15 protein-coding genes are annotated in these 18,203 nt (G+C 72.3%); 9 read left to right on the top strand and 6 right to left on the bottom strand.

The genetic code is table 11. The features are described from left to right. Nucleotides 1–16 precede the first annotated feature (16 nt). A complete protein-coding gene (locus tag ACWDBE_RS31325; protein ID WP_392923894.1) occupies nucleotides 17–949 on the bottom strand; it encodes a hypothetical protein in 933 nt (310 codons plus the stop codon). A gap of 298 nt (nucleotides 950–1,247) precedes the next feature. Here ACWDBE_RS31325 and ACWDBE_RS31320 point away from each other — a divergent pair, with 298 nt between their 5' ends. The 3 genes from ACWDBE_RS31320 (at nucleotide 1,248) to ACWDBE_RS31310 (ending at nucleotide 3,913) form a co-directional block, all read left to right on the top strand. Further along, complete coding sequence (locus ACWDBE_RS31320; protein ID WP_449809666.1) at nucleotides 1,248–1,934, top strand: papain-like cysteine protease family protein; 687 nt, start codon at nucleotides 1,248–1,250, stop codon at nucleotides 1,932–1,934. A gap of 8 nt (nucleotides 1,935–1,942) precedes the next feature. Continuing rightward, nucleotides 1,943–2,833: a hypothetical protein gene (locus ACWDBE_RS31315; protein WP_449809665.1), complete on the top strand. Its 891-nt coding sequence runs from the start codon at nucleotides 1,943–1,945 to the stop codon at nucleotides 2,831–2,833. Between the two features lie 420 nt (nucleotides 2,834–3,253). Continuing rightward, nucleotides 3,254–3,913 (top strand): hypothetical protein, encoded by a 660-nt coding sequence (locus ACWDBE_RS31310; protein WP_449809664.1) that lies wholly within the window; start codon nucleotides 3,254–3,256, stop codon nucleotides 3,911–3,913. Here ACWDBE_RS31310 and trhA read toward each other — a convergent pair. Further along, on the bottom strand, nucleotides 3,884–4,558 hold the full coding sequence (trhA, locus tag ACWDBE_RS31305; RefSeq protein ID WP_449791164.1) for a PAQR family membrane homeostasis protein TrhA: 675 nt from the start codon (nucleotides 4,556–4,558) through the stop codon (nucleotides 3,884–3,886). The two genes, ACWDBE_RS31310 and trhA, sit on opposite strands and share 30 nt — an antisense overlap. A gap of 284 nt (nucleotides 4,559–4,842) precedes the next feature. Here trhA and ACWDBE_RS31300 point away from each other — a divergent pair, with 284 nt between their 5' ends. Further along, entirely contained in the window at nucleotides 4,843–6,669 is a 1,827-nt protein-coding gene (locus ACWDBE_RS31300; RefSeq protein WP_449791163.1) for a phosphoenolpyruvate carboxykinase (GTP), read from the top strand. Between the two features lie 187 nt (nucleotides 6,670–6,856). Here the strand turns inward: ACWDBE_RS31300 and ACWDBE_RS31295 are convergent, their stop codons facing one another. After that, nucleotides 6,857–8,071, bottom strand: a complete 1,215-nt coding sequence (locus ACWDBE_RS31295) for a pyridoxal phosphate-dependent aminotransferase (protein ID WP_392873777.1) — start codon at nucleotides 8,069–8,071, stop codon at nucleotides 6,857–6,859. A gap of 231 nt (nucleotides 8,072–8,302) precedes the next feature. Between ACWDBE_RS31295 and ACWDBE_RS31290 the strand changes: the two genes are divergently transcribed. Then, nucleotides 8,303–9,055: a prepilin peptidase gene (locus tag ACWDBE_RS31290; protein WP_449809663.1), complete on the top strand. Its 753-nt coding sequence runs from the start codon at nucleotides 8,303–8,305 to the stop codon at nucleotides 9,053–9,055. A gap of 240 nt (nucleotides 9,056–9,295) precedes the next feature. Here the strand turns inward: ACWDBE_RS31290 and ACWDBE_RS31285 are convergent, their stop codons facing one another. After that, complete coding sequence (locus ACWDBE_RS31285; protein WP_449791160.1) at nucleotides 9,296–10,903, bottom strand: chitinase; 1,608 nt, start codon at nucleotides 10,901–10,903, stop codon at nucleotides 9,296–9,298. 400 nt (nucleotides 10,904–11,303) lie between these two features. Here ACWDBE_RS31285 and ACWDBE_RS31280 point away from each other — a divergent pair, with 400 nt between their 5' ends. From ACWDBE_RS31280 to ACWDBE_RS31265, 4 genes are all read left to right on the top strand, one after another. Then, nucleotides 11,304–12,098, top strand: coding sequence for an isoprenyl transferase (locus ACWDBE_RS31280; protein WP_392873769.1), 795 nt, complete (start codon nucleotides 11,304–11,306; stop codon nucleotides 12,096–12,098). Between the two features lie 257 nt (nucleotides 12,099–12,355). After that, nucleotides 12,356–13,690, top strand: a complete 1,335-nt coding sequence (locus ACWDBE_RS31275; protein WP_449791159.1) for a PhoH family protein — start codon at nucleotides 12,356–12,358, stop codon at nucleotides 13,688–13,690. 450 nt (nucleotides 13,691–14,140) lie between these two features. Beyond that, entirely contained in the window at nucleotides 14,141–14,881 is a 741-nt protein-coding gene (locus ACWDBE_RS31270) for an aggregation-promoting factor C-terminal-like domain-containing protein (RefSeq protein WP_449791158.1), read from the top strand. Between the two features lie 489 nt (nucleotides 14,882–15,370). Then, nucleotides 15,371–16,882: an AI-2E family transporter gene (locus tag ACWDBE_RS31265; protein WP_449791157.1), complete on the top strand. Its 1,512-nt coding sequence runs from the start codon at nucleotides 15,371–15,373 to the stop codon at nucleotides 16,880–16,882. 71 nt (nucleotides 16,883–16,953) lie between these two features. On the opposite strand, the gene ACWDBE_RS31260 is transcribed toward ACWDBE_RS31265, so the two are convergent. Both ACWDBE_RS31260 and ACWDBE_RS31255 read right to left on the bottom strand, forming a co-directional pair. Next, entirely contained in the window at nucleotides 16,954–17,490 is a 537-nt protein-coding gene (locus ACWDBE_RS31260; protein WP_392873757.1) for an alkyl hydroperoxide reductase, read from the bottom strand. Nucleotides 17,491–17,493: 3 nt separating this feature from the next. Further along, entirely contained in the window at nucleotides 17,494–18,045 is a 552-nt protein-coding gene (locus ACWDBE_RS31255; protein WP_224283642.1) for a peroxiredoxin, read from the bottom strand. Nucleotides 18,046–18,203: the final 158 nt, after the last annotated feature.

Below are 18,203 nucleotides of genomic sequence, written 5' to 3'. Positions count from 1 at the left end.
TCGCCCACCGGCTCCCTCACTCCCAGTCCCAGCGGATGCCCAGCAGGCACGGCCGCAGCGCCGTCGCGACCAGGTGGACGCAGTGGTGGCCGTCGAGGGTGAGCTCCTCGGTCTCGTACGGGGCGGCGCCGGGGGAGTGGAGGGCGAAGCGGTGGCAGCGCACGGGGAGGGCGGCGGGGTGGAAGGTGACCTGGAGGACGTACTGGCCGGCGCCGGCGTTGAAGCCGCGGACGTACTCGCAGCTGGGCTCGGGGGAGGGGGCGTCGTCGAAGCCGTAGCCGAGCAGGTGGGTGTCGCCGGCGCGCAGGCGGCGGTCGAGGAGGAGTTCGGCGGCGAGCAGGTGGTGGGCCTGGTCGCGGCGGATGCGGCCGGGGCGGCAGTTCTCCTCGGCGCGGACGCCGACGCGGGTGATGTCGCTGCCCGGGTCGCCCTGGTAGAGGGCGAGGTAGCGGTCGATGCCGTCGCGGTGGGCGCGCAGGGCGTGCTGGGAGTCGCGGCGGGCGAGCTGGCGGTCGGGGCCGACCCGGATGCGTTCGATGTGGGTGATGGTGTGCAGCCCGGTGTCGCGCGGACCGGCGAGGGTGGCGAGCAGGCCGTCGACGGCCACCGCGGGGGAGATGAGGTCGCGGTAGGGGCGGACGGGCGGGCCGGTCGGGGCGGGGTCGGCGGCGCGGCGGGGGCCGAGCAGCCGGGTGAGGGAGTGTTCGGGCAGGTCGAGGACGTCCTCCAGGGCGGCGACGGCGCGCAGTGACTCGGCGCGCTCCGGTCGGCGGCGCCCCTGCTGCCAGTAACTGAGGCTGGTGAGGCCGACGTTGACGCCGCGCAGCGCGAGGTGGCGGCGGACGCGGTGCAGGGCGAGGCCCCGGGTGGAGATCGCGGTGCGCAGGGCGAGGTGGAAGGGGCCGGTGCGCAGGGCGGCGGCGAGGTCGGCTGGGTCGCTCTTGTGGATGGCGGCCTCCTGGGGGCGGGGCAGGGTCCGGCTCGGGGACGGTTCGGGGAACGGTTCGGGACGGACCGGCTTTTGACCGTGAATATTCACATCGGTGCGGAGGTTTGTCACCGGTGCTGGCCTGCTGCGCGGGGGTTTCGCGGGCGCCGTTCACATCCGCGCCCGTCCGTTCACACCTCGGTCCTGGCCCCCCGAGAGCCGTTGACCCGTACCTGACGAGAGGCGATGCTCGGGGCGCGATCCGGACCGCGCCCCCACACGGCACCTCGCTCCACTCGTGCAAGGAGGCACTTCCCCCATGCCAGTTCCACGAATACGGCTGCGCCGCGCGGTCTCCGTGCTCGCCCTCGGCGTGCTGGGCCCCGCGCTCACCGCCGCGGTGGCCGCACCCGCGCTCGCCGCCCCCGCCGCACCCGCGACCGCCGCCCCGGCCGCGCACCAGGACCGGGCCGCCCACCAGGTCCGCCAGGCGGCCGCGCCCGGCAGCACGGCCGACCTGGCCGGCACCTACAAGAAGCTCAACATCACCATGCAGCAGCAACAGCAGACCAACTGGTGCTGGGCGGCGAGCGGGAACACCATCGCCACCTGGTTCGGCTACAACTACAGCCAGAACCAGTTCTGCAACGCCGCGTTCGGCCGGGCCGCCAACTCCTCCTGCCCCAACAGCCAGGCCACGCTGGCCGATGTGCAGAACGGGCTGAACCGGGTCGGGATCAACCCGGGCTCGTACGTCAACGGGTACCTGAACTACGGCACCGTGCAGTCCGAGGTGAACGCCGACCGCCCGATCGAGACGCGCATCCAGTGGAGCTCGGGCGGCGGCCACATGCACGTCCTGTACGGCTACGACACCGGGAACAACTGGGTCTACTGGGGCGACCCGTGGCCCTCCAACTACCGCTACAACTGGGCGGACTACTGGTACTACGTGAACAACTCCACGTTCTCGTGGACCCACTCCCTGTACCGGATCGGCGCGTGAGGGCGACCATGACCGAGACCACGGGCCGCCGTCGGGCCGCCACCACCGTCACCGTCGTCGCCGCCGCCCTGCTCACCGCCGGCCTCGCGTCGGCGCTCGCCCCGGCCGCGTACGCGGACTCCCCGTCCGCCCCGGACCCGGTGCCCGCGGCCGAGCTGGCACAGGCCCGCAGCGCGGTCCAGGACCCGGCCGTCCTCGACAAGGTCGGCCACTTCTTCGCCCGCAAGGGCGTCCCGCCGACCCGGCAGCTGACCATCGGCGCCGCCGAGGAGGCCCGGGCGGCGAGCGCGGCCGCGCCGCGGCTGGCCGGCGACACCGTGCCGGTGTACCTCCTGGACCCCGGTTTCGTTGCCGGCACCCCGGGCGCACCGGTGGCGAAGGCCGAGTTCACCGCCAGCAAGGTGGTCGCGGCGGACGGGCAGAGCGCCTCGGTCTGGACCGTCCGGCAGGGCGGGGCCTGGAAGGTGGTCAACATCGCCTCGGGCGGTGACGAGAGCGACTACGCGGCGAAGGCGGCGGGCAGCGGCGGCGGCACCGCCTTCCGCGAGCCGCAGGTCAACGCCTGGTACGTGCTGCGCGACGGCCGGGTGCTGCCGCTGGACGACGAGGCCCTGCGCTCGGTGGGCGCGGACGGGGTCACGCTGGCCGCGTACCAGCAGCTCGTGCACCAGCGGTACGGGGACAAGCTGCCCGGCTCGGCGTACGACCGGGCGGGCGGGGGCGGCGGCTACGAGGCGGACACCGCGGCTCGGCCCGAGGCGGTGTCGCCGCCCGTGGCGGAGGCCGCGGGCGACGGTTCGCCGCTGCCGGCCGTGACGGCGGTGGCCGCCCTGGGTGCCACCGCGCTGGTGGGCGCGGGCGCCGTGCTGCGGCGGAGGACGGGCGTCCGACGGGGCTGACGGCGGGCGGGGCCCGGTCGGTCGGGCCGGGCTCCGCTGCCCGCCGTGCATGCCGTACACACACGTCGGCCACGCGCGCGTAAGAGAACAGCGGGAGTGTCGGACCCGGCTCTCGACCAGGCGGTCGAGGGCCGGGTTCGGCGTTCCCGGGGAGGCCTTGGGCGGCCCCGGTTCCGGCCGCCGGCCCGGGTGGGGCGGCAGGGCTCGGCCACGCTCCGTGATGTGTCCTGGAAGTGCTGCTTCCGCACGAGGAATTGACGCAACGTTGATCTGTCGTTCGCCGCCCCTGTGCAGTCGACCATGACTGAGGGTAGATACCATGTGGCAATCGGTCAGTGCTGGCCGACGCGTGCCGAGAGCGGAGAAGAGGTGGGGCGGCGGGAGCCGACCACGAGCCCGGCACCGGGAAAGGGGACCGAGGTGGCCGACGCGGACGACAAGCAGATGAGCGCCCAGGTGTGGGGCTCGGCGGTGGTGGTGGGATCGGCGCTGGCCGTGGTCGCGGCCTATCTGATCAACGGCGCCCGGCTGGTCCTGGCGGTCGCCGGGATCGAGACCGTGTTGCTCATGGTCCACGTCGCCCGCCGCTGGCGCGCCCTGCACGGCGGGTCGGCCCCGGTCCGGCACCGCCCGCACCGCGGCACCCCGGACGCCGCGCACTGCGAGCGCTGCCGCCGGGCCCGCGAGGCGCTGGACGCCCGGGAGGCGCGGGCCCGTTCGGCCGGCGCGGTCCGGCGCTCCGGGTCCGCGACGTTCCCGACCCCGCCCGGCGGGCCTGGCGAGCTTCACCGGTCGTCGCCCGAGCCCTCCCGGGAGTCGCACGGCGAGCTCCACCGCGCGCACGGGGAGCCGCACGGCGCGCACGGCGAGCTGCACCACGCGCACGGGCTGCTGCAGGACGGGGGCCCGCAGTCGGAGCCCGGTGGCGCCGACCACCCGGCCTACTCGCGCCGTCCGCAGATCCGGGCCCCGTACGAGCGGCCCTGGACGGCGGAACGGGCGGCCGGCCGGTCCGTGGACCGTTCGACCGCCCGTCGGGGTGCGCCGGGGTCAGCCGGCCGCGCTGTACGCCACCAGTGAGACGCCGACGTACTGGACGATGAACGCGCCCAGGGTGAAGGCGTGGAACACCTCGTGGAACCCGAACCAGCGCGGTGAGGGGTTGGGCCGCTTGAGCCCGTACACCACGCCGCCGATGCTGTAGAGCACCCCGCCGACGATCATCAGCACCAGGACGGCGACGCCGCCGGTGCGCAGGAAGTCCGGCAGGAAGAAGGCGGCGGCCCAGCCCAGCGCGAGGTACACCGGCGTGTACAGCCAGCGCGGCGCGCCGACCCAGAACACCCGGAACGCGATCCCGGCCAGCGCGCCGCCCCAGACCGCCCAGAGCAGCAGCTGCTGGGCGGCGCCCTCGAGCAGCAGCATCGTGAACGGCGTGTAGGTGCCGGCGATGATCAGGAAGATGTTCGCGTGGTCCAGCCGGCGCAGCACGGCGTCCCCGCGCGGTCCCCAGTCGAAGCGGTGGTACACCGCGCTGACCCCGAACAGCAGCCAGGCGCTGACCGAGTAGATCGTGCAGGCGATCTTGGCGGGCGTGGAGTCGGCCAGGCAGATCAGCACGATCCCGGCGGCCACCGTGGCGGGGAACATCCCGGCGTGCAGCCAGCCGCGCCACTTCGGCTTGCTCTCCGTGAGTGCACTCTCCGCGAGCGCAGCAGCAGTCATGCGCAGCATGCTACCCGCTACCTACGGATCCGTAGGTTACTGACGCGTAGGAAGTGGCGATCATCACTGTTGGACGTTTTGGAGTAATTGAAGTGTGGCGCCGCGCACTCCGTCCGGGGCTCGGGTGGCGGGTTACTCACCAGTAATCATACTGGCTGTAGTAAAAGATGCGTCAATTTCGACGCTTCGCCGCGTTCCGGTCGTGGGTCCGGAGCTACGCTGCAAGCACCCTCAGACCCCCGCGACGCCGTCTCCTCGCCGAGATGGCGTGAAACGGAGCGATCGTGTCGTACGAGATCTCTGCTCTCAGCGCATCCGCGCCCACCCGCCACAAGCAGCTGCTCGCTTGGGTGAGCGAGATCGCCGAGCTCACCCAGCCGGACCGCATCGAGTGGTGCGACGGTTCCGACGAGGAGTACCAGCGCCTCGCGGACCTGCTGGTGGCTCAGGGCACCTTCAAGAAGCTCAACGAGGAGAAGCGCCCCAACTCCTACTACGCCGCCTCGGACCCCACGGACGTGGCGCGCGTGGAGGACCGCACCTTCATCTGCTCCGAGCAGGAGAAGGACGCCGGACCGACCAACAACTGGAAGGCCCCCGCCGAGATGCGGGAGCTGTTCCAGGGCGAGCAGGGCCTCTTCCGCGGCGCGATGAAGGGCCGCACGATGTACGTCGTGCCCTTCTCGATGGGCCCGGTCGGCTCCCCGCTGGCCGCGTACGGCGTCGAGATCACCGACTCCGCCTACGTCGCCGTCTCCATGCGCGTGATGACCCGCATGGGTCAGGCCGTGCTGGACCAGCTCGGCGAGGACGGCGACTTCGTCCGGGCCGTGCACACCGTCGGCGCCCCGCTGGCCGAGGGCGAGGCGGACGTGCCGTGGCCGTGCAACACCACCAAGTACATCTCGCACTTCCCGGAGACCAAGGAGATCTGGTCCTTCGGCTCGGGTTACGGCGGCAACGCCCTGCTCGGCAAGAAGTGCTACGCGCTGCGCATCGCCTCGACCATGGCCCGCGACGAGGGCTGGCTGGCCGAGCACATGCTCATCCTGAAGCTCACCCCGCCCAACGGTGAGGCCAAGTACGTCGCGGCCGCCTTCCCCTCGGCCTGCGGCAAGACCAACCTGGCCATGCTCCAGCCGACGGTCCCGGGCTGGAAGGTCGAGACGATCGGCGACGACATCGCCTGGATGCGCTTCGGCGCCGACGGCCGCCTGTACGCCATCAACCCCGAGGCCGGCTTCTTCGGCGTCGCCCCCGGCACCGGCGTGGACACCAACGCCAACGCCATCGACACCCTCTGGGGCAACACCGTCTTCACCAACGTCGCCCTCACCGACGACGGCGACGTGTGGTGGGAGGGCCTCACCGAGGAGCCCCCGGCGCACCTGACCGACTGGCGCGGCAACGACTGGACCCCCGAGTCCGGCACCCCGGCCGCCCACCCGAACGCCCGCTTCGCCGTCCCGGCCGCGCAGTGCCCGACGATCGCCCCGGAGTGGGAGGACCCGGCGGGCGTGCCGATCTCGGCGATCCTGTTCGGTGGCCGCCGCGCGACCGCCGTCCCGCTGGTGACCGAGTCCTTCGACTGGCAGCACGGCGTCTTCCTCGGCGCCAACATCGCCTCCGAGAAGACCGCCGCCGCCGAGGGCACCGTCGGCGAGCTGCGCCGCGACCCGTTCGCGATGCTGCCGTTCTGCGGCTACAACATGGGTGACTACTTCGCCCACTGGCTGAAGGTCGGCGCCCAGGCCGACGCCGCCAAGCTGCCGAAGATCTACTACGTCAACTGGTTCCGCAAGGACGCCCAGGGCAAGTTCGTCTGGCCCGGCTACGGCGAGAACAGCCGCGTGCTCAAGTGGATCGTCGAGCGCCTGGAGGGCACCGGCGAGGGCGTCGAGACCCCGATCGGCGTGCTGCCGACCGTCGAGGGCTTCGACCTCGGCGACCTGGACCTGTCCAAGGAGGACCTCGACCTGCTCTTCACCGTGGACGCCGACATCTGGCGCCAGGAGGCCGCCCTCGTGCCGGCCCACCTGGAGACCTTCGGCGACCACACCCCGAAGGAGCTGTGGGACGAGTACCGGAACCTCGTCGCGCGTCTCGGCTGAGCCTGAGCCTCAGCCGCGAGAGAGGCGGGCGCGCGGCACGAACCGCGCGCCCCGCCGAGCGGCAGGACGGCCGGAGTTCCGCCGGGCGATCTTTCCCCGACCAAGGAGATCGCCCGGGCCGGAGCTCCGGCCGTAGTGTTTTCGCGGATGCGGCCGGTGAGGTCCGTCCGCGGCCGGAAGCGACCGTCTACTGCTGGACGTAACCGCCGAGGAAGTCGCCGATCCGGGTCACCGCGTCGGTGATCTCCTCCGCCCGGGGCAGCGTGACCAGCCGGAAGTGGTCCGGCTCGGGCCAGTTGAAGCCGGTGCCCTGGACCAGCAGGATGCGCTGGGAGCGCAGCAGGTCCAGCACCATCCGGGCATCGTCCTTGATCTTGTGGACCTTGGGGTCCAGCCGGGGGAAGGCGTACAGCGCGCCCTTGGGCTTGACGCAGCTGACCCCCGGGATCCGGTTCAGCAGCTCGTACGCGGCGTCGCGCGAGGCGTGCAGCCGGCCGCCGGGCAGCACCAGGTCCCGGATCGACTGCCGCCCGCCGAGCGCGGCGGCCACCGCGTGCTGCGCGGGCATGTTGGCGCACAGGCGCATCGAGGCGAGCACGGTCAGGCCCTCGATGTAGCTGCGGGCCCGGTGCCGGTCGCCGGACAGCACCATCCAGCCGGAGCGGAAGCCCGCGACCCGGTACGCCTTGGACAGTCCGTTGAAGGTGACGCAGAAGAGGTCCGGGGCCAGGGTGGCCAGCGGGACGTGTTCGGCGTCGTCGTAGAGGATCTTGTCGTAGATCTCGTCCGCGTAGACCACCAGGTCGTGCCGGCGGGCGATCTCCGTGATGCCCTCCAGCACCTCGCGCGGGTAGACCGCGCCGGTGGGGTTGTTCGGGTTGATCACCACGATGGCCCTGGTCCGGTCGGTGACCTTGGACTCGATGTCGGCGAGGTCCGGGTACCACTCGGACTGCTCGTCGCAGCGGTAGTGCACCGCGGTGCCGCCGGCCAGCGAGACCGAGGCGGTCCACAGCGGGTAGTCCGGGGCCGGGACGAGCACCTCGTCGCCGTCGTCCAGCAGCGCGGTCATGGCCAGCTGGATCAGTTCGGAGACGCCGTTGCCGAGGAAGACGTCGTCGACGCCCAGGCCGTGCAGTCCGCGCTCCTCGTAGTGCATGACCACCGCGCGGCGGGCGGAGAGCAGACCCTTGGAGTCGCCGTAGCCGTGGGCGTCGGCGAGGTTGCGCAGGATGTCCTGGAGGATCTCCGGGGGCGCCTCGAAACCGAAGGTGGCCGGGTTGCCGGTGTTGAGCTTGAGGATGCGGTGGCCCTGTTCCTCCAGCCGCATCGCCTCGTCGAGCACCGGGCCGCGGATGTCGTAGCAGACATTGGCGAGCTTGCTGGACTGGATGACCTGCATGTCCGCCTACTTTAGGGGTACGGCGGGCCCGTGCGGCGGGCCTTTGGAGGCGTGCTTCCGAGGGCCTGAACGGCCCCCTTGGATCGGCAGGCGGGGGTGGCGGGCGGCCTTCCGAACCAGCAGTCGAATGTCCGGAATGCTCCTGTACGCGAGGGGCGCCGGCGTACTCCCGCGCGGAACGAGACGGACGGCACACCGTCCGGGCGCCCCGCGCGGGAGGATGTGCCCGACGTGTCGGTCGAGGAGGTCGAGGTGGGGGGTGCGTCGATGGTCCCGGTCGTGCCGGTGGCGGTGCTGGTCGGTCTGCTGGCGGCCGCGCCGCTGCGCGGGCTGATCGCCCGGTTCGCGGTGCCGGAGGGCGAGCCGTGGTGCGACGGCTGCCCGGCGTGCGGCCGCGCGGTGCGCCTGCTGCCGCCGACCGGGCGCTGCCCTGGCTGCCGGGAGCGGCTGGGCGCCGGCCCCTGGGCGGTGGAGGGCGTCGCGGTGGCGGTCGCCGTCGCGGTGGCGTACGCGGCGGACGGGCTGGTGGTGGTGACCCTGGCGCTGGCCTGGGCGGCGACGCTCGGCGTGGTGCTCGGCTTCGTCGACGCGCGGGTGCGCCGGCTGCCGTACCGGCTGACCGTTCCGCTGCTCGGCGGGGTGACGGCGCTGCTGCTGGCGGCGGCGCCGAGCGCGGGGCCCGCGGTGGCGCTGCGCTGCCTGCTGGCCGCGCTCGCGGTCGGGGGCGTGCTCGAACTGGCCGTCTGGCTGGGCGCGTTGGGGCCCGGGGACTCCCCGCTCGGGCTCGCCCTGGGCGGGCTGCTCGGCTGGTACGGCTGGTCGGTGGCGCTCGGCGGGCTGTTCGCCGCGATGGTGCTCGCCGGGCTGTGGGGCACCTTGCGGGCCGCCGCCGCGCTGGCCCGCCGCCGTCCGGTGCGCGGACTGGACGTCCCGGTCGGCCCGTTCCTGCTGCTCGGGGCGCTCGTCGCGGTCCTCGCGCGGTGAGCGCGCGCCCCTCGGCGCCGGACCCGGCAGCGCCCCCGCGACCTGTGGACGGGACGGCGGTGACGGCGGTGACAACGGGACGGCGGTAATAAGGGGAGAACGGAAGGGCCCGCCGCACCGGTCGGTGCGACGGGCCCCGCCGCCGACGCGCAGGCCCCACCCTCAAGGAGCGCCGCGCCGGGGGGAGTTGAGCTCTGGTGACGGTGGCCGCGGCCGTGAGCCGACCGCGGCCGAGCGCCGTTACGGCATCTTGTGGACGAACGGGCCGACCGCGTTGGAGAAGGCGTTGCCGTTGTTGACGTCCCAGTTGGTCGACCAGGTCATCGCACCGCGGATGGTCGGCCACTTGGCCGGCGGCACGAAGCTGCCGCAGTTGTTGCCCGTGGCCAGGCAGTCCAGCGCGTTGTTCACCACGGTCGGCGAAACGTAGCCGCCGCCCGCCGCCTTGGTGGAGGCCGGGACGCCGATGCCCACCTGGTCCGGCCGCAGCCCGCCCTGGATCTGGGTGCAGACCTGCGAGGTGATGAAGTCGATGGTGCCCTGGGTGTAGACCTTGCCGTCGCAGCCGTTCATGCCACCCGAGTTGTAGAACTGGGTGTTGACGACGGTGAGGATGTCCTTGGTCTTCAGCGCCAGCTGGAAGTAGGCGCCGGAGGTGTTGTACATCCCGATGGTCTCGGGGGCCATGGTCAGGACGAAGCCGGGGCCGACCTTGGCCTGCAGGGCGTGCAGCGCGTCGCCGAGCGGGCCGGCCTGGACGCCGTTCTCCAGGTCGACGTCGATGCCGTCGAAGCCGTAGTCCTTGATGATCGCGTAGGCGCTGTCGACGAAGTTGGCGCCGGCGGTGGCGTCCCCGACGGTGATCGCGCCGTTCTGGCCGCCGATGGAGAGGATGACCTTCTTGCCAGCCGCCTGCTTGGCCTTGATGTCGGCGCGGAACTGGGCGTCGGTGTAGCCGCCGAGCGCCTTGGACAGGCCCGGGTCCAGGGTGAAGCTGATCGCGCCGGTCCTGGTCGGCACGGCGTCGGCGAAGGACACCGCGATGATGTCGTAGGCGCTCTGGACGTCGCCCAGCCGCTGCACGGTCGAGTTGTTGTCGAAGTTCTGCCAGTAGCCGGTGACCACGTGGGCGGGCAGGCCGGTGGCCGGCGGGGTGGTGCCGGTCGGCGTGGCGGTGGGGGTCGGCGTCGCCGTCCGGGTGGGCGTCGCGGTGGGGGTCGGGCTCGCCGTCTGGGTGGGTGTCGCGGTTGCCGTGGGGGAGGCGGTGGCCGTCGGCGTGGTGGTGGGGGTCGCGGTCGGCGACGGGGTGCCGGTGCCGCCGGGGCCGACCAGCGCGACGTCGTCGGCCAGGTAGGCGCTCTGGCCGTACCAGCCGTGCAGGTAGACGGTGACGCTGGTGGCGTTCGCCCCGGTGGTGAAGGTGGTGGACAGCTGGTTCCAGCTGTTCTGGTTCGACCAGGCGGACGGGTCGGTACCGCCGGTGCCGCGCGCACCGAGGTAGACGTACGGGCCCTGGACCCAGGCGCTCAGCGTGTAGCTGGTGTTGGGCAGCACGCTGACGGTCTGGGTGCACTCGGCGGTGTCGCCGGCGCCCGGGGTGGCCTGGAGCGCGCCGGTGCCGGAGTGGACCGGGGAGGAGACCGTGGTCGCGGCGCCGGTGCAGGTCCAGCCCCCGAGGCCGCCGTCGAAGCCGCCGTTGCCGACCAGGTTGCCGACCGCCGCGCTGGCACCGCCGGCGAAGAGGGCGAGGCCGCCGCCGGCCAGGGCGAGGGCGGTGGCACCGGCCGCGACGGCCGGGAGGGGGCTGCGCCGGCGCTTGTGCGAGGACTGGTTCAGCGTGCGGGCCATGGGGCGACGCTCCTGGGGGAGGAGCGGCCGCCGCGGTGGGGGGCGCGGCGGCCGCGTGTGGGGGAGGGGAGGTCCGAAGTGAGCCTGCGGGGCGGAGCCGGAGGATCGTTCCGTCCCGGATCAAAAGCTGGACTAGACCATTGCTGGTCGTCAAGCATCGGAAGGACGGCTTACGGTTCCGTTAAGGATTCGGAGACCGTTCCGTGTCCGCGCCCCCGGGGCCGCGCGACGTGCCCTTCGCCCGTCCGGACGATCCCCGACACGCCCGTCGGGACAGACTTCGCACAGGACCGTGACAAGACCGCTACCTGGGGCTTTACCGTGCACCTGCCCGCCGGAGTAGGCTGCGCCGGGGGGCGGTGACGCACCAGATGCAACGAGCAAAGAGGGGCCGGCAAACATGGGTCTGCGCGATGTCGTCGAACGGACGCCTGGGCTGCGCACCATGCTCGGAGGGATGTACGGGCTCTACGGCCGGCGGGTCGAGGTCCACCTCGCGAGCACCCCGCGCCACATCGGCGTGATCCTGGACGGCAACCGCCGCTGGGCCAAGGCGGCCGGCGGCTCCACCGCGTACGGCCACCAGCGCGGCGCCGACAAGATCAGCGAGTTCCTCGGCTGGTGCGACGAGACCCACGTCAAGGTCGTCACCCTCTGGATGCTCTCCACCGACAACCTGGACCGGCCGGCCGACGAGCTCGTCCCGCTGCTCGGCATCATCGAGGACACCGTCACCGGACTGGCCGCCGCCCGCCGCTGGCGGGTCAACCCGGTCGGCGCGTTGGACCTGCTGCCGCAGCACACCGCCGACGTGCTCAAGCGGGCCGCCGAGCAGACCGCCGACATCGACGGCATAACGGTCAACGTCGCGGTCGGCTACGGCGGTCGGCACGAGATCGCCGACGCCGTCCGCTCGCTGCTCCAGGAGCAGGCCGGGCGCGGCACCTCGATCGAGGAACTGGCCGAGATCCTGACCGTCGAGCACATCGCCGAGCACCTGTACACCCGTAACCAGCCCGACCCGGACCTGATCATCCGCACCTCGGGCGAGCAGCGGCTGTCCGGCTTCCTGCTCTGGCAGAGCGCGCACAGCGAGTTCTACTTCTGCGAGGCGTACTGGCCGGCCTTCCGCAAGGTCGACTTCCTGCGCGCGCTGCGCGCGTACGAACAGCGCAACCGCCGGATGGGGTTGTAGTCCCGGCGGCTCCGCCGGCCCCGGCGCGGCACCTCGGCCGGCCCCGGCCCTCCGGAGGAAATGACCGCCGTAGGCCTGGCCTACCCGGCGCCCGCGCGAGGCCAAACGTTCACCGGCAATGATCCGTCAGTTCGCCGGGCGCGCGAATGCACCGTTCCCCGCCTGGGAATACTCCAGTCAGTCCGGCCCCGAGGCCACCGGGGCAGCGGGGGCCGGCTTGCCGCGGATGACGCAGGGTCATCCGCTCTGGAGGCCTAGTGGTCAGTTCCAAGAGCCGCCGGACACCAGACCGGCGCACGTACGTTCTCGACACCAGCGTGCTCCTGGCGGACCCGCTCGCCATGACCCGCTTCGAGGAGCACGAGGTCGTCCTCCCGGTGGTGGTCGTCACCGAGCTCGAGGCCAAGCGGCACCACCCGGAGCTGGGCTACTTCGCCCGCCAGGCGCTGCGACTGCTCGACGACTACCGCATCCGCCACGGCCGGCTGGACGAGCCGATCCCGGTCGGCGAGCTCGGCGGCACCATCCGCGTCGAGCTCAACCACTCCGACGTGTCGATACTGCCGGTCGGCTACCGCGCCGGCGGCGGTGAGGCGGACACCCGGATCCTCGCGGTCGCCCGCAACCTCCAGGCCGAGGGCTACGACGTCACCGTCGTGTCCAAGGACCTGCCGCTGCGGATCAAGGCCAGCTCGGTGGGCCTGCTGGCCGAGGAGTACCGGGCCGAGCTGGCGATCACCTCGGGCTGGACGGGCATGTCCGAGCTGCACGTCCCGGCCGACCAGGTGGACGCGCTGTTCTCGGCGGGCCACGAGGCCGGGGTGGACGTCGACGGGGCCGCCGAGTTGCCCGTCCACACCGGACTGGTGCTGACCTCGGAGCGCGGCCGCGCGCTCGGCCGGGTCACCGGCGACGGCCGGGTGCGGCTGGTGCGCGGCGAGCGCGAGGCGTTCGGGCTGCGCGGGCGCAGCGCCGAGCAGCGGGTGGCGCTGGACCTGCTGCTCGACCCGGAGATCGGGATCGTCTCGATGGGCGGCCGGGCCGGCACCGGGAAGTCGGCGCTGGCGCTGTGTGCGGGGCTGGAGGCGGTGCTGGAGCGGAGGCAGCACCGCAAGGTGATGGTCTTCCGGCCGCTGTACGCGGTCGGCGGGCAGGAGCTGGGTTACCTGCCCGGCACCGAGGCGGAGAAGATGGGCCCCTGGGCGCAGGCGGTCTTCGACACCCTCTCCGCGGTCACCACCCCGGACGTGATCGAGGAGGTCATCTCCCGCGGGATGCTGGAGGTGCTGCCGCTGACCCACATCCGGGGGCGCTCGCTGCACGACGCCTTCGTGATCGTGGACGAGGCGCAGTCGCTGGAGCGGAACGTCCTGCTGACGGTGCTGTCCCGGATCGGCCAGGGCTCGCGGGTGGTGCTCACCCACGACGTGGCGCAGCGGGACAACCTCCGGGTGGGCCGCTACGACGGGGTGGTGGCGGTGGTGGAGAAGCTGAAGGGTCATCCGCTCTTCGCCCACATCACGCTGACCCGCTCGGAGCGTTCGCTGATCGCGGCGCTGGTCACGGAGATGCTGGAGGACATCCACCCGTGATCCGCCCGTACTAGGGCATAGTCGGACAATACGGTCAACTCATGGCCAGGGGTCCGTTCCTGACGGAGCGGGCCCCGCCCGTTTCATCACATCGAGTGCTTTCTGTCCAGGGAACTGCCGTACGGTGGATGTGACATGCGCCACGCGGGCGGGAATTGCGTCGACAGTGCCCGGTGCGGCATGGTGAGGGTTCTGTCAGGCCCCGCGTACGGCGCGGCAGGGCTCCCGGACTTCGGGGGTCAGGCCCCGGAAGGTCCGCCAACTCCGGTCAGTGGACGCACAATTGAAGACCGTTTAGCCGTACGCCGCCCGATTCCAACGCCCGGTCGCCTCACCTCGGCCGGACGCCGGGCCAGCACCTCCCGTGACCAGAGCACCATGCGGAGGTCCGTGCCAAGGGGCATGTTGCGCCCGTACGGTCACGCGTGGGCGATGCTGGAAGGAATCCATGTGACTCGGATCTCGGTCCGGGGAGTTGCTGTGGCCTCCGCCACCGCCGTCACCGCTGTCGGTGCCGTCGTTGGTATGGCCTCGGGCAGCGAGGGCAAGACCACGCAGACGGTCGACGTCGCCGGCGCGACCCTGCTTGCCGAAGTCCCCTCTGGCGCCCAGGCGCAGACCATCAGTGACAACATCGGCCAGCAGGCGTCCGCCCAGCAGGCCTCCGCCGACGCCGCCGCCAAGGCCGCCGCGGAGCAGAAGGCCGCCGAGGAGGCCGCGCGCCAGCAGGCCGCCGCGGACGCCCAGGCGAAGGCCGACGCCCAGGCCAAGGCCGACGCGGAGCAGGCTGCCAAGGCCGCGGACGACAAGCGCAAGGCCGACGAGGCCGCCGCGAACCGTTCCAAGGCCCGGTCCGCGATGACCGCGGTCGAGGACAGCGCACCGGCCGTCTCGGTCAGCCCCGGCTCGGTCCAGGACCTCGCCCGGCAGATCGTCGGCAACGACGCCCAGTTCCAGTGCTTCAGCCAGATCGTGAAGCGCGAGAGCGGCTGGGACTACACCGCGACCAACAAGAGCTCCGGCGCGTACGGTCTGGTCCAGGCGCTGCCCGGCAACAAGATGGCCTCGGCCGGTGCCGACTGGCGCACCAACCCGGCCACCCAGATCAAGTGGGGCCTCAGCTACATGAACTCCCGCTACGGCAGCCCCTGCGGCGCGTGGTCGTTCTGGCAGGCCCACAACTGGTACTAGGAACGGCGGCCGCTCCGGCGGCGCGGTTCCACACGGCCCCCCGGCCGTCCGTCCTCCTCGGGCGGGCGACCGGGGGGCCGTGGCGTTCTCCGGCCACAGGCGCCGCGCGGTGGGCGCGGGAGGACCGCGCCGCCCGGGCTGCGCTGACCAGTGCGCCCTCGGACGGTGCGGTCCCGGTTGCGGACGCGGGGCGCGGGAAGGGGTCCTGGTAGCCTCCCGCGCCGGTCGGTCCGCCGACAGTTGGCCGTGGGGCGACCTCGGCGGCTCGGCTCCGGGGTCTCGTCCCGACTCCTCCCCAGCGAACTGTGACCGAAACCAGGTGGAACCTGGTGTTTTGTCCGGTTCATCGGGATGGTCGGTTCGAGTCGAACGGACCGGCGGCCGGAATTGCCGCAGCCACGCCGGGTAGCGTCATCCCTGACGGCCGCGGCGGGACCCGCGGCGTACCGCCGGTACGGCGGGTTCGGCAGGGGAGTGGTGGTAGCAAGGATGGCGCGGGGCGGAAAGGCCTTCAAGGCCGTGGCCAAGGGCATGGCCGTGGTGGCGAGCGCGGCCGCCGTGATCGAACGGCGCCGGCGGGCCGCGATGGCGGCCGACCCGCACGAGCCGGTCCTGCCGGGGCAGGCCCTTCCCGAGCCGGCCGAGGGGCATGTTCCGGCGCTGGTGGACGGGCACGTCCCGGCACTCGCCGAGGCGCCCGGCCCGGTCCCGGTCCCGCGGGCCGACCCGGGCCCGGTGGCCGAGGCCCTCCCGCAGTCCGCCGCGGCGCTCCCGGCCGCCCGGCCCGCACCGGCCACGCACGCCGGCCTCGGGCGGGAGTACCACCCCGGCCGCCCGGCCACGCCCGCGGAGGCGGTGCCGTGGGGGCTGCGGGTGGCCGCCGAGTCGACCTGGCGGCTGCTGCTGCTCGGCGCCGCGCTCTACGTCGTCTTCTACGTGGTCGACATGCTGCGGCTGGTCGCCTTCTCGGTGCTGGCCTCGCTGCTGATCACCGCGCTGCTGGAGCCCTCGGTCTCCTGGCTGCGCCGGCGCGGGGTGCCGCGCTCGCTGGCGGCGGGCGGGGTGTTCCTCAGCGGTCTGGCCGGGATCGGGCTGGTCGGCTGGTTCGTGGTCTGGCAGGTGTCGACCAACCTCTCGGACGTCACCACCCAGGTGAAGACCGGTGTCAACCAGCTGCGGGACTGGATGGTCACCGGGCCGCTGCACCTGACCCAGCAGCAGATCACCGACTTCGCCAACCAGATCACCAAGGCCATCACCACCAACACCGACCAGCTCACCTCGGCCTCGATCACCGGCGCGCAGATCGCCGTCGAGGTGCTGACCGCGCTGCTGATGACCTTCTTCACCACCTTCTTCTTCCTCTACGACGGCGGGAAGATCTGGAACTGGGCGCTGCGCGGCCTGCCCCGGCACTCCCGGTTCGCGATGGCCGGGGCCGGTCCGAAGGCCTGGACGACGCTCACCGCCTATGTGCGCGGCACGGTCTGCGTGGCGTTCATCGACGCGCTCTGCATCGGCATCGGCGTCGACCTGCTGGGTGTGCCGCTCGCCCTCCCGCTGGCCGTGATCATCTTCCTGGGCGCCTTCGTCCCGCTGGTCGGCGCGCTGATCACCGGCACCGTCGCGGTGCTGATCGCGCTGGTCACCCAGGGGCCGTGGACGGCGCTGATGGTGCTGGTGGTGCTGGTGGTGGTGATGCAGGTGGAGAGCCACATCCTCCAGCCGCTGATCCTCGGCCGGGCCGTCCGGGTCCACCCGCTCGGCGTCGTGCTCGGCGTCGCGGCGGGCGGGATCATCGGCGGCATCGGCGGCGCGGTGGTCGCCGTCCCGCTGATCGCCGTCACCAACACCGTGGTCGCCCACCTGCGCCGCCGCAACGAGGCCGGCCAGGCCGTCTTCACCGCGCTGGAAGCCGCCCGCGAGGCCGCCGAGCGCACCGCGGCCGCCCCGACGGGGGCCCCGCAACCACAGGCGCAGCCGCGGTCCGCGGCGGAGTAGCCGGCGCGTACGCCGACGGGCCCCTCGCGGACATGGTGTCCGGGAGGGGCCCGTCGGCGTACGCGGGTGCGTCAGGCGTTGGCGAGGGCGGCCTCGGAGTCGAGGACGCCGGCCACGGCCTGGAGGACGGCGGCGATCTTCATCGAGGCCTGGACGACCTCGCGCTCGACGCCGGCCTTGCGCAGCACGGCCTCGTGCGAGTCGAGGCACTGGCCGCAGCCGTTGATGGCCGAGACCGCGAAGCACCAGAGCTCGAAGTCGACCTTCTCGACGCCCGGGGTGCCGATGATGTTCATCCGCAGACCGGCCCGCATCGTGCTGTACTCCTTGTCGGAGAGCAGGTGCAGCGTCCGGTAGTAGACGTTGTTCATCCCCATGATCGCGGCCGCGCCCTTGGCGGCGTTGTACGCCTCCGGGGAGAGGTTGGCCTTGGCCTCGGGCTCCAGCTCGCGCAGCAGGCCGGGGCTGCGGGTGGCCATCGCGCAGGACAGCACGGTGCCCCAGAGCTGCTGGGCGGGGAGGTCGGAGTTGCCGATGACCGAGCCCAGGTTGAGCTTGAGGTCCTTGGCGTAGTCCGGGAGGGCGGCCTTCAGGTCGTCGAGAGCCATGGGTCAGCCCGCCAGCAGGGCCTGGGCGTCGAGGGTGTCCTCGCCCTTGTTCCAGTTGCACGGGCACAGCTCGTCGGTCTGCAGGGCGTCCAGCACCCGCAGGACCTCCTTGGGGTTACGGCCGACGGAGCCGGCGGTGACCATGACGAACTGGATCTCGTTGTTCGGGTCGACGATGAAGACGGCGCGCTGGGCGGTGCCGTCCTCGTTCTCGACGCCGCAGTCGCGCATCAGGTCGTGCTTGATGTCGGCCAGCATCGGGAAGGGCAGGTCGCGCAGGTCCTTGTGGTCCTTGCGCCAGGCGTGGTGCACGAACTCGGAGTCGCCGGAGACGCCGAGGATCTGGGCGTCGCGGTCGGCGAACTCGTCGTTCAGCTTGCCGAACGCGGCGATCTCGGTCGGGCAGACGAAGGTGAAGTCCATCGGCCAGAAGAAGACGACCTTCCACTTGCCCTCGTAGGACTTGTGGTTGATGTCGGCGAAGGCGCTCGCGGCGTCCAGGTCGACACAGGCCTTGAGGTCGAACTCGGGGAACTTGTCACCGATCGTGAGCACGTTCGCTTCTCCTGAAGTGAGATGAGGGGAGATGTCCGGAATCCGGACACCACTCACGATTCCACAGGGTGGACTGATCAGGGAAATAGCTACACTTGATGTGTCTGATCGGAGATTGCTATCAGTACTGAATTCCCCACGTCGCGCCCGGCCTCCCG

The sequence above is a fragment of the Kitasatospora sp. NPDC001132 genome, from assembly GCF_053598415.1.
Note: the sequence above shows the minus strand (reverse complement) of the source record. Positions and strands in the feature narration are given on the sequence as shown.

What these genes read in the sequence shown, in the direction of transcription:
- ACWDBE_RS31320 (WP_449809666.1), top strand. Translation starts at nt 1,248, where the DNA reads ATGCCAGTTCCACGAATACGGCTGCGCCGCGCGGTCTCCGTGCTCGCC.
- ACWDBE_RS31315 (WP_449809665.1), top strand. Translation starts at nt 1,943, where the DNA reads ATGACCGAGACCACGGGCCGCCGTCGGGCCGCCACCACCGTCACCGTC.
- trhA (WP_449791164.1), bottom strand. Translation starts at nt 4,558, where the DNA reads ATGACTGCTGCTGCGCTCGCGGAGAGTGCACTCACGGAGAGCAAGCCG.
- ACWDBE_RS31295 (WP_392873777.1), bottom strand. Translation starts at nt 8,071, where the DNA reads ATGCAGGTCATCCAGTCCAGCAAGCTCGCCAATGTCTGCTACGACATC.
- ACWDBE_RS31285 (WP_449791160.1), bottom strand. Translation starts at nt 10,903, where the DNA reads ATGGCCCGCACGCTGAACCAGTCCTCGCACAAGCGCCGGCGCAGCCCC.
- ACWDBE_RS31280 (WP_392873769.1), top strand. Translation starts at nt 11,304, where the DNA reads ATGGGTCTGCGCGATGTCGTCGAACGGACGCCTGGGCTGCGCACCATG.
- ACWDBE_RS31265 (WP_449791157.1), top strand. Translation starts at nt 15,371, where the DNA reads ATGGCGCGGGGCGGAAAGGCCTTCAAGGCCGTGGCCAAGGGCATGGCC.
- ACWDBE_RS31260 (WP_392873757.1), bottom strand. Translation starts at nt 17,490, where the DNA reads ATGGCTCTCGACGACCTGAAGGCCGCCCTCCCGGACTACGCCAAGGAC.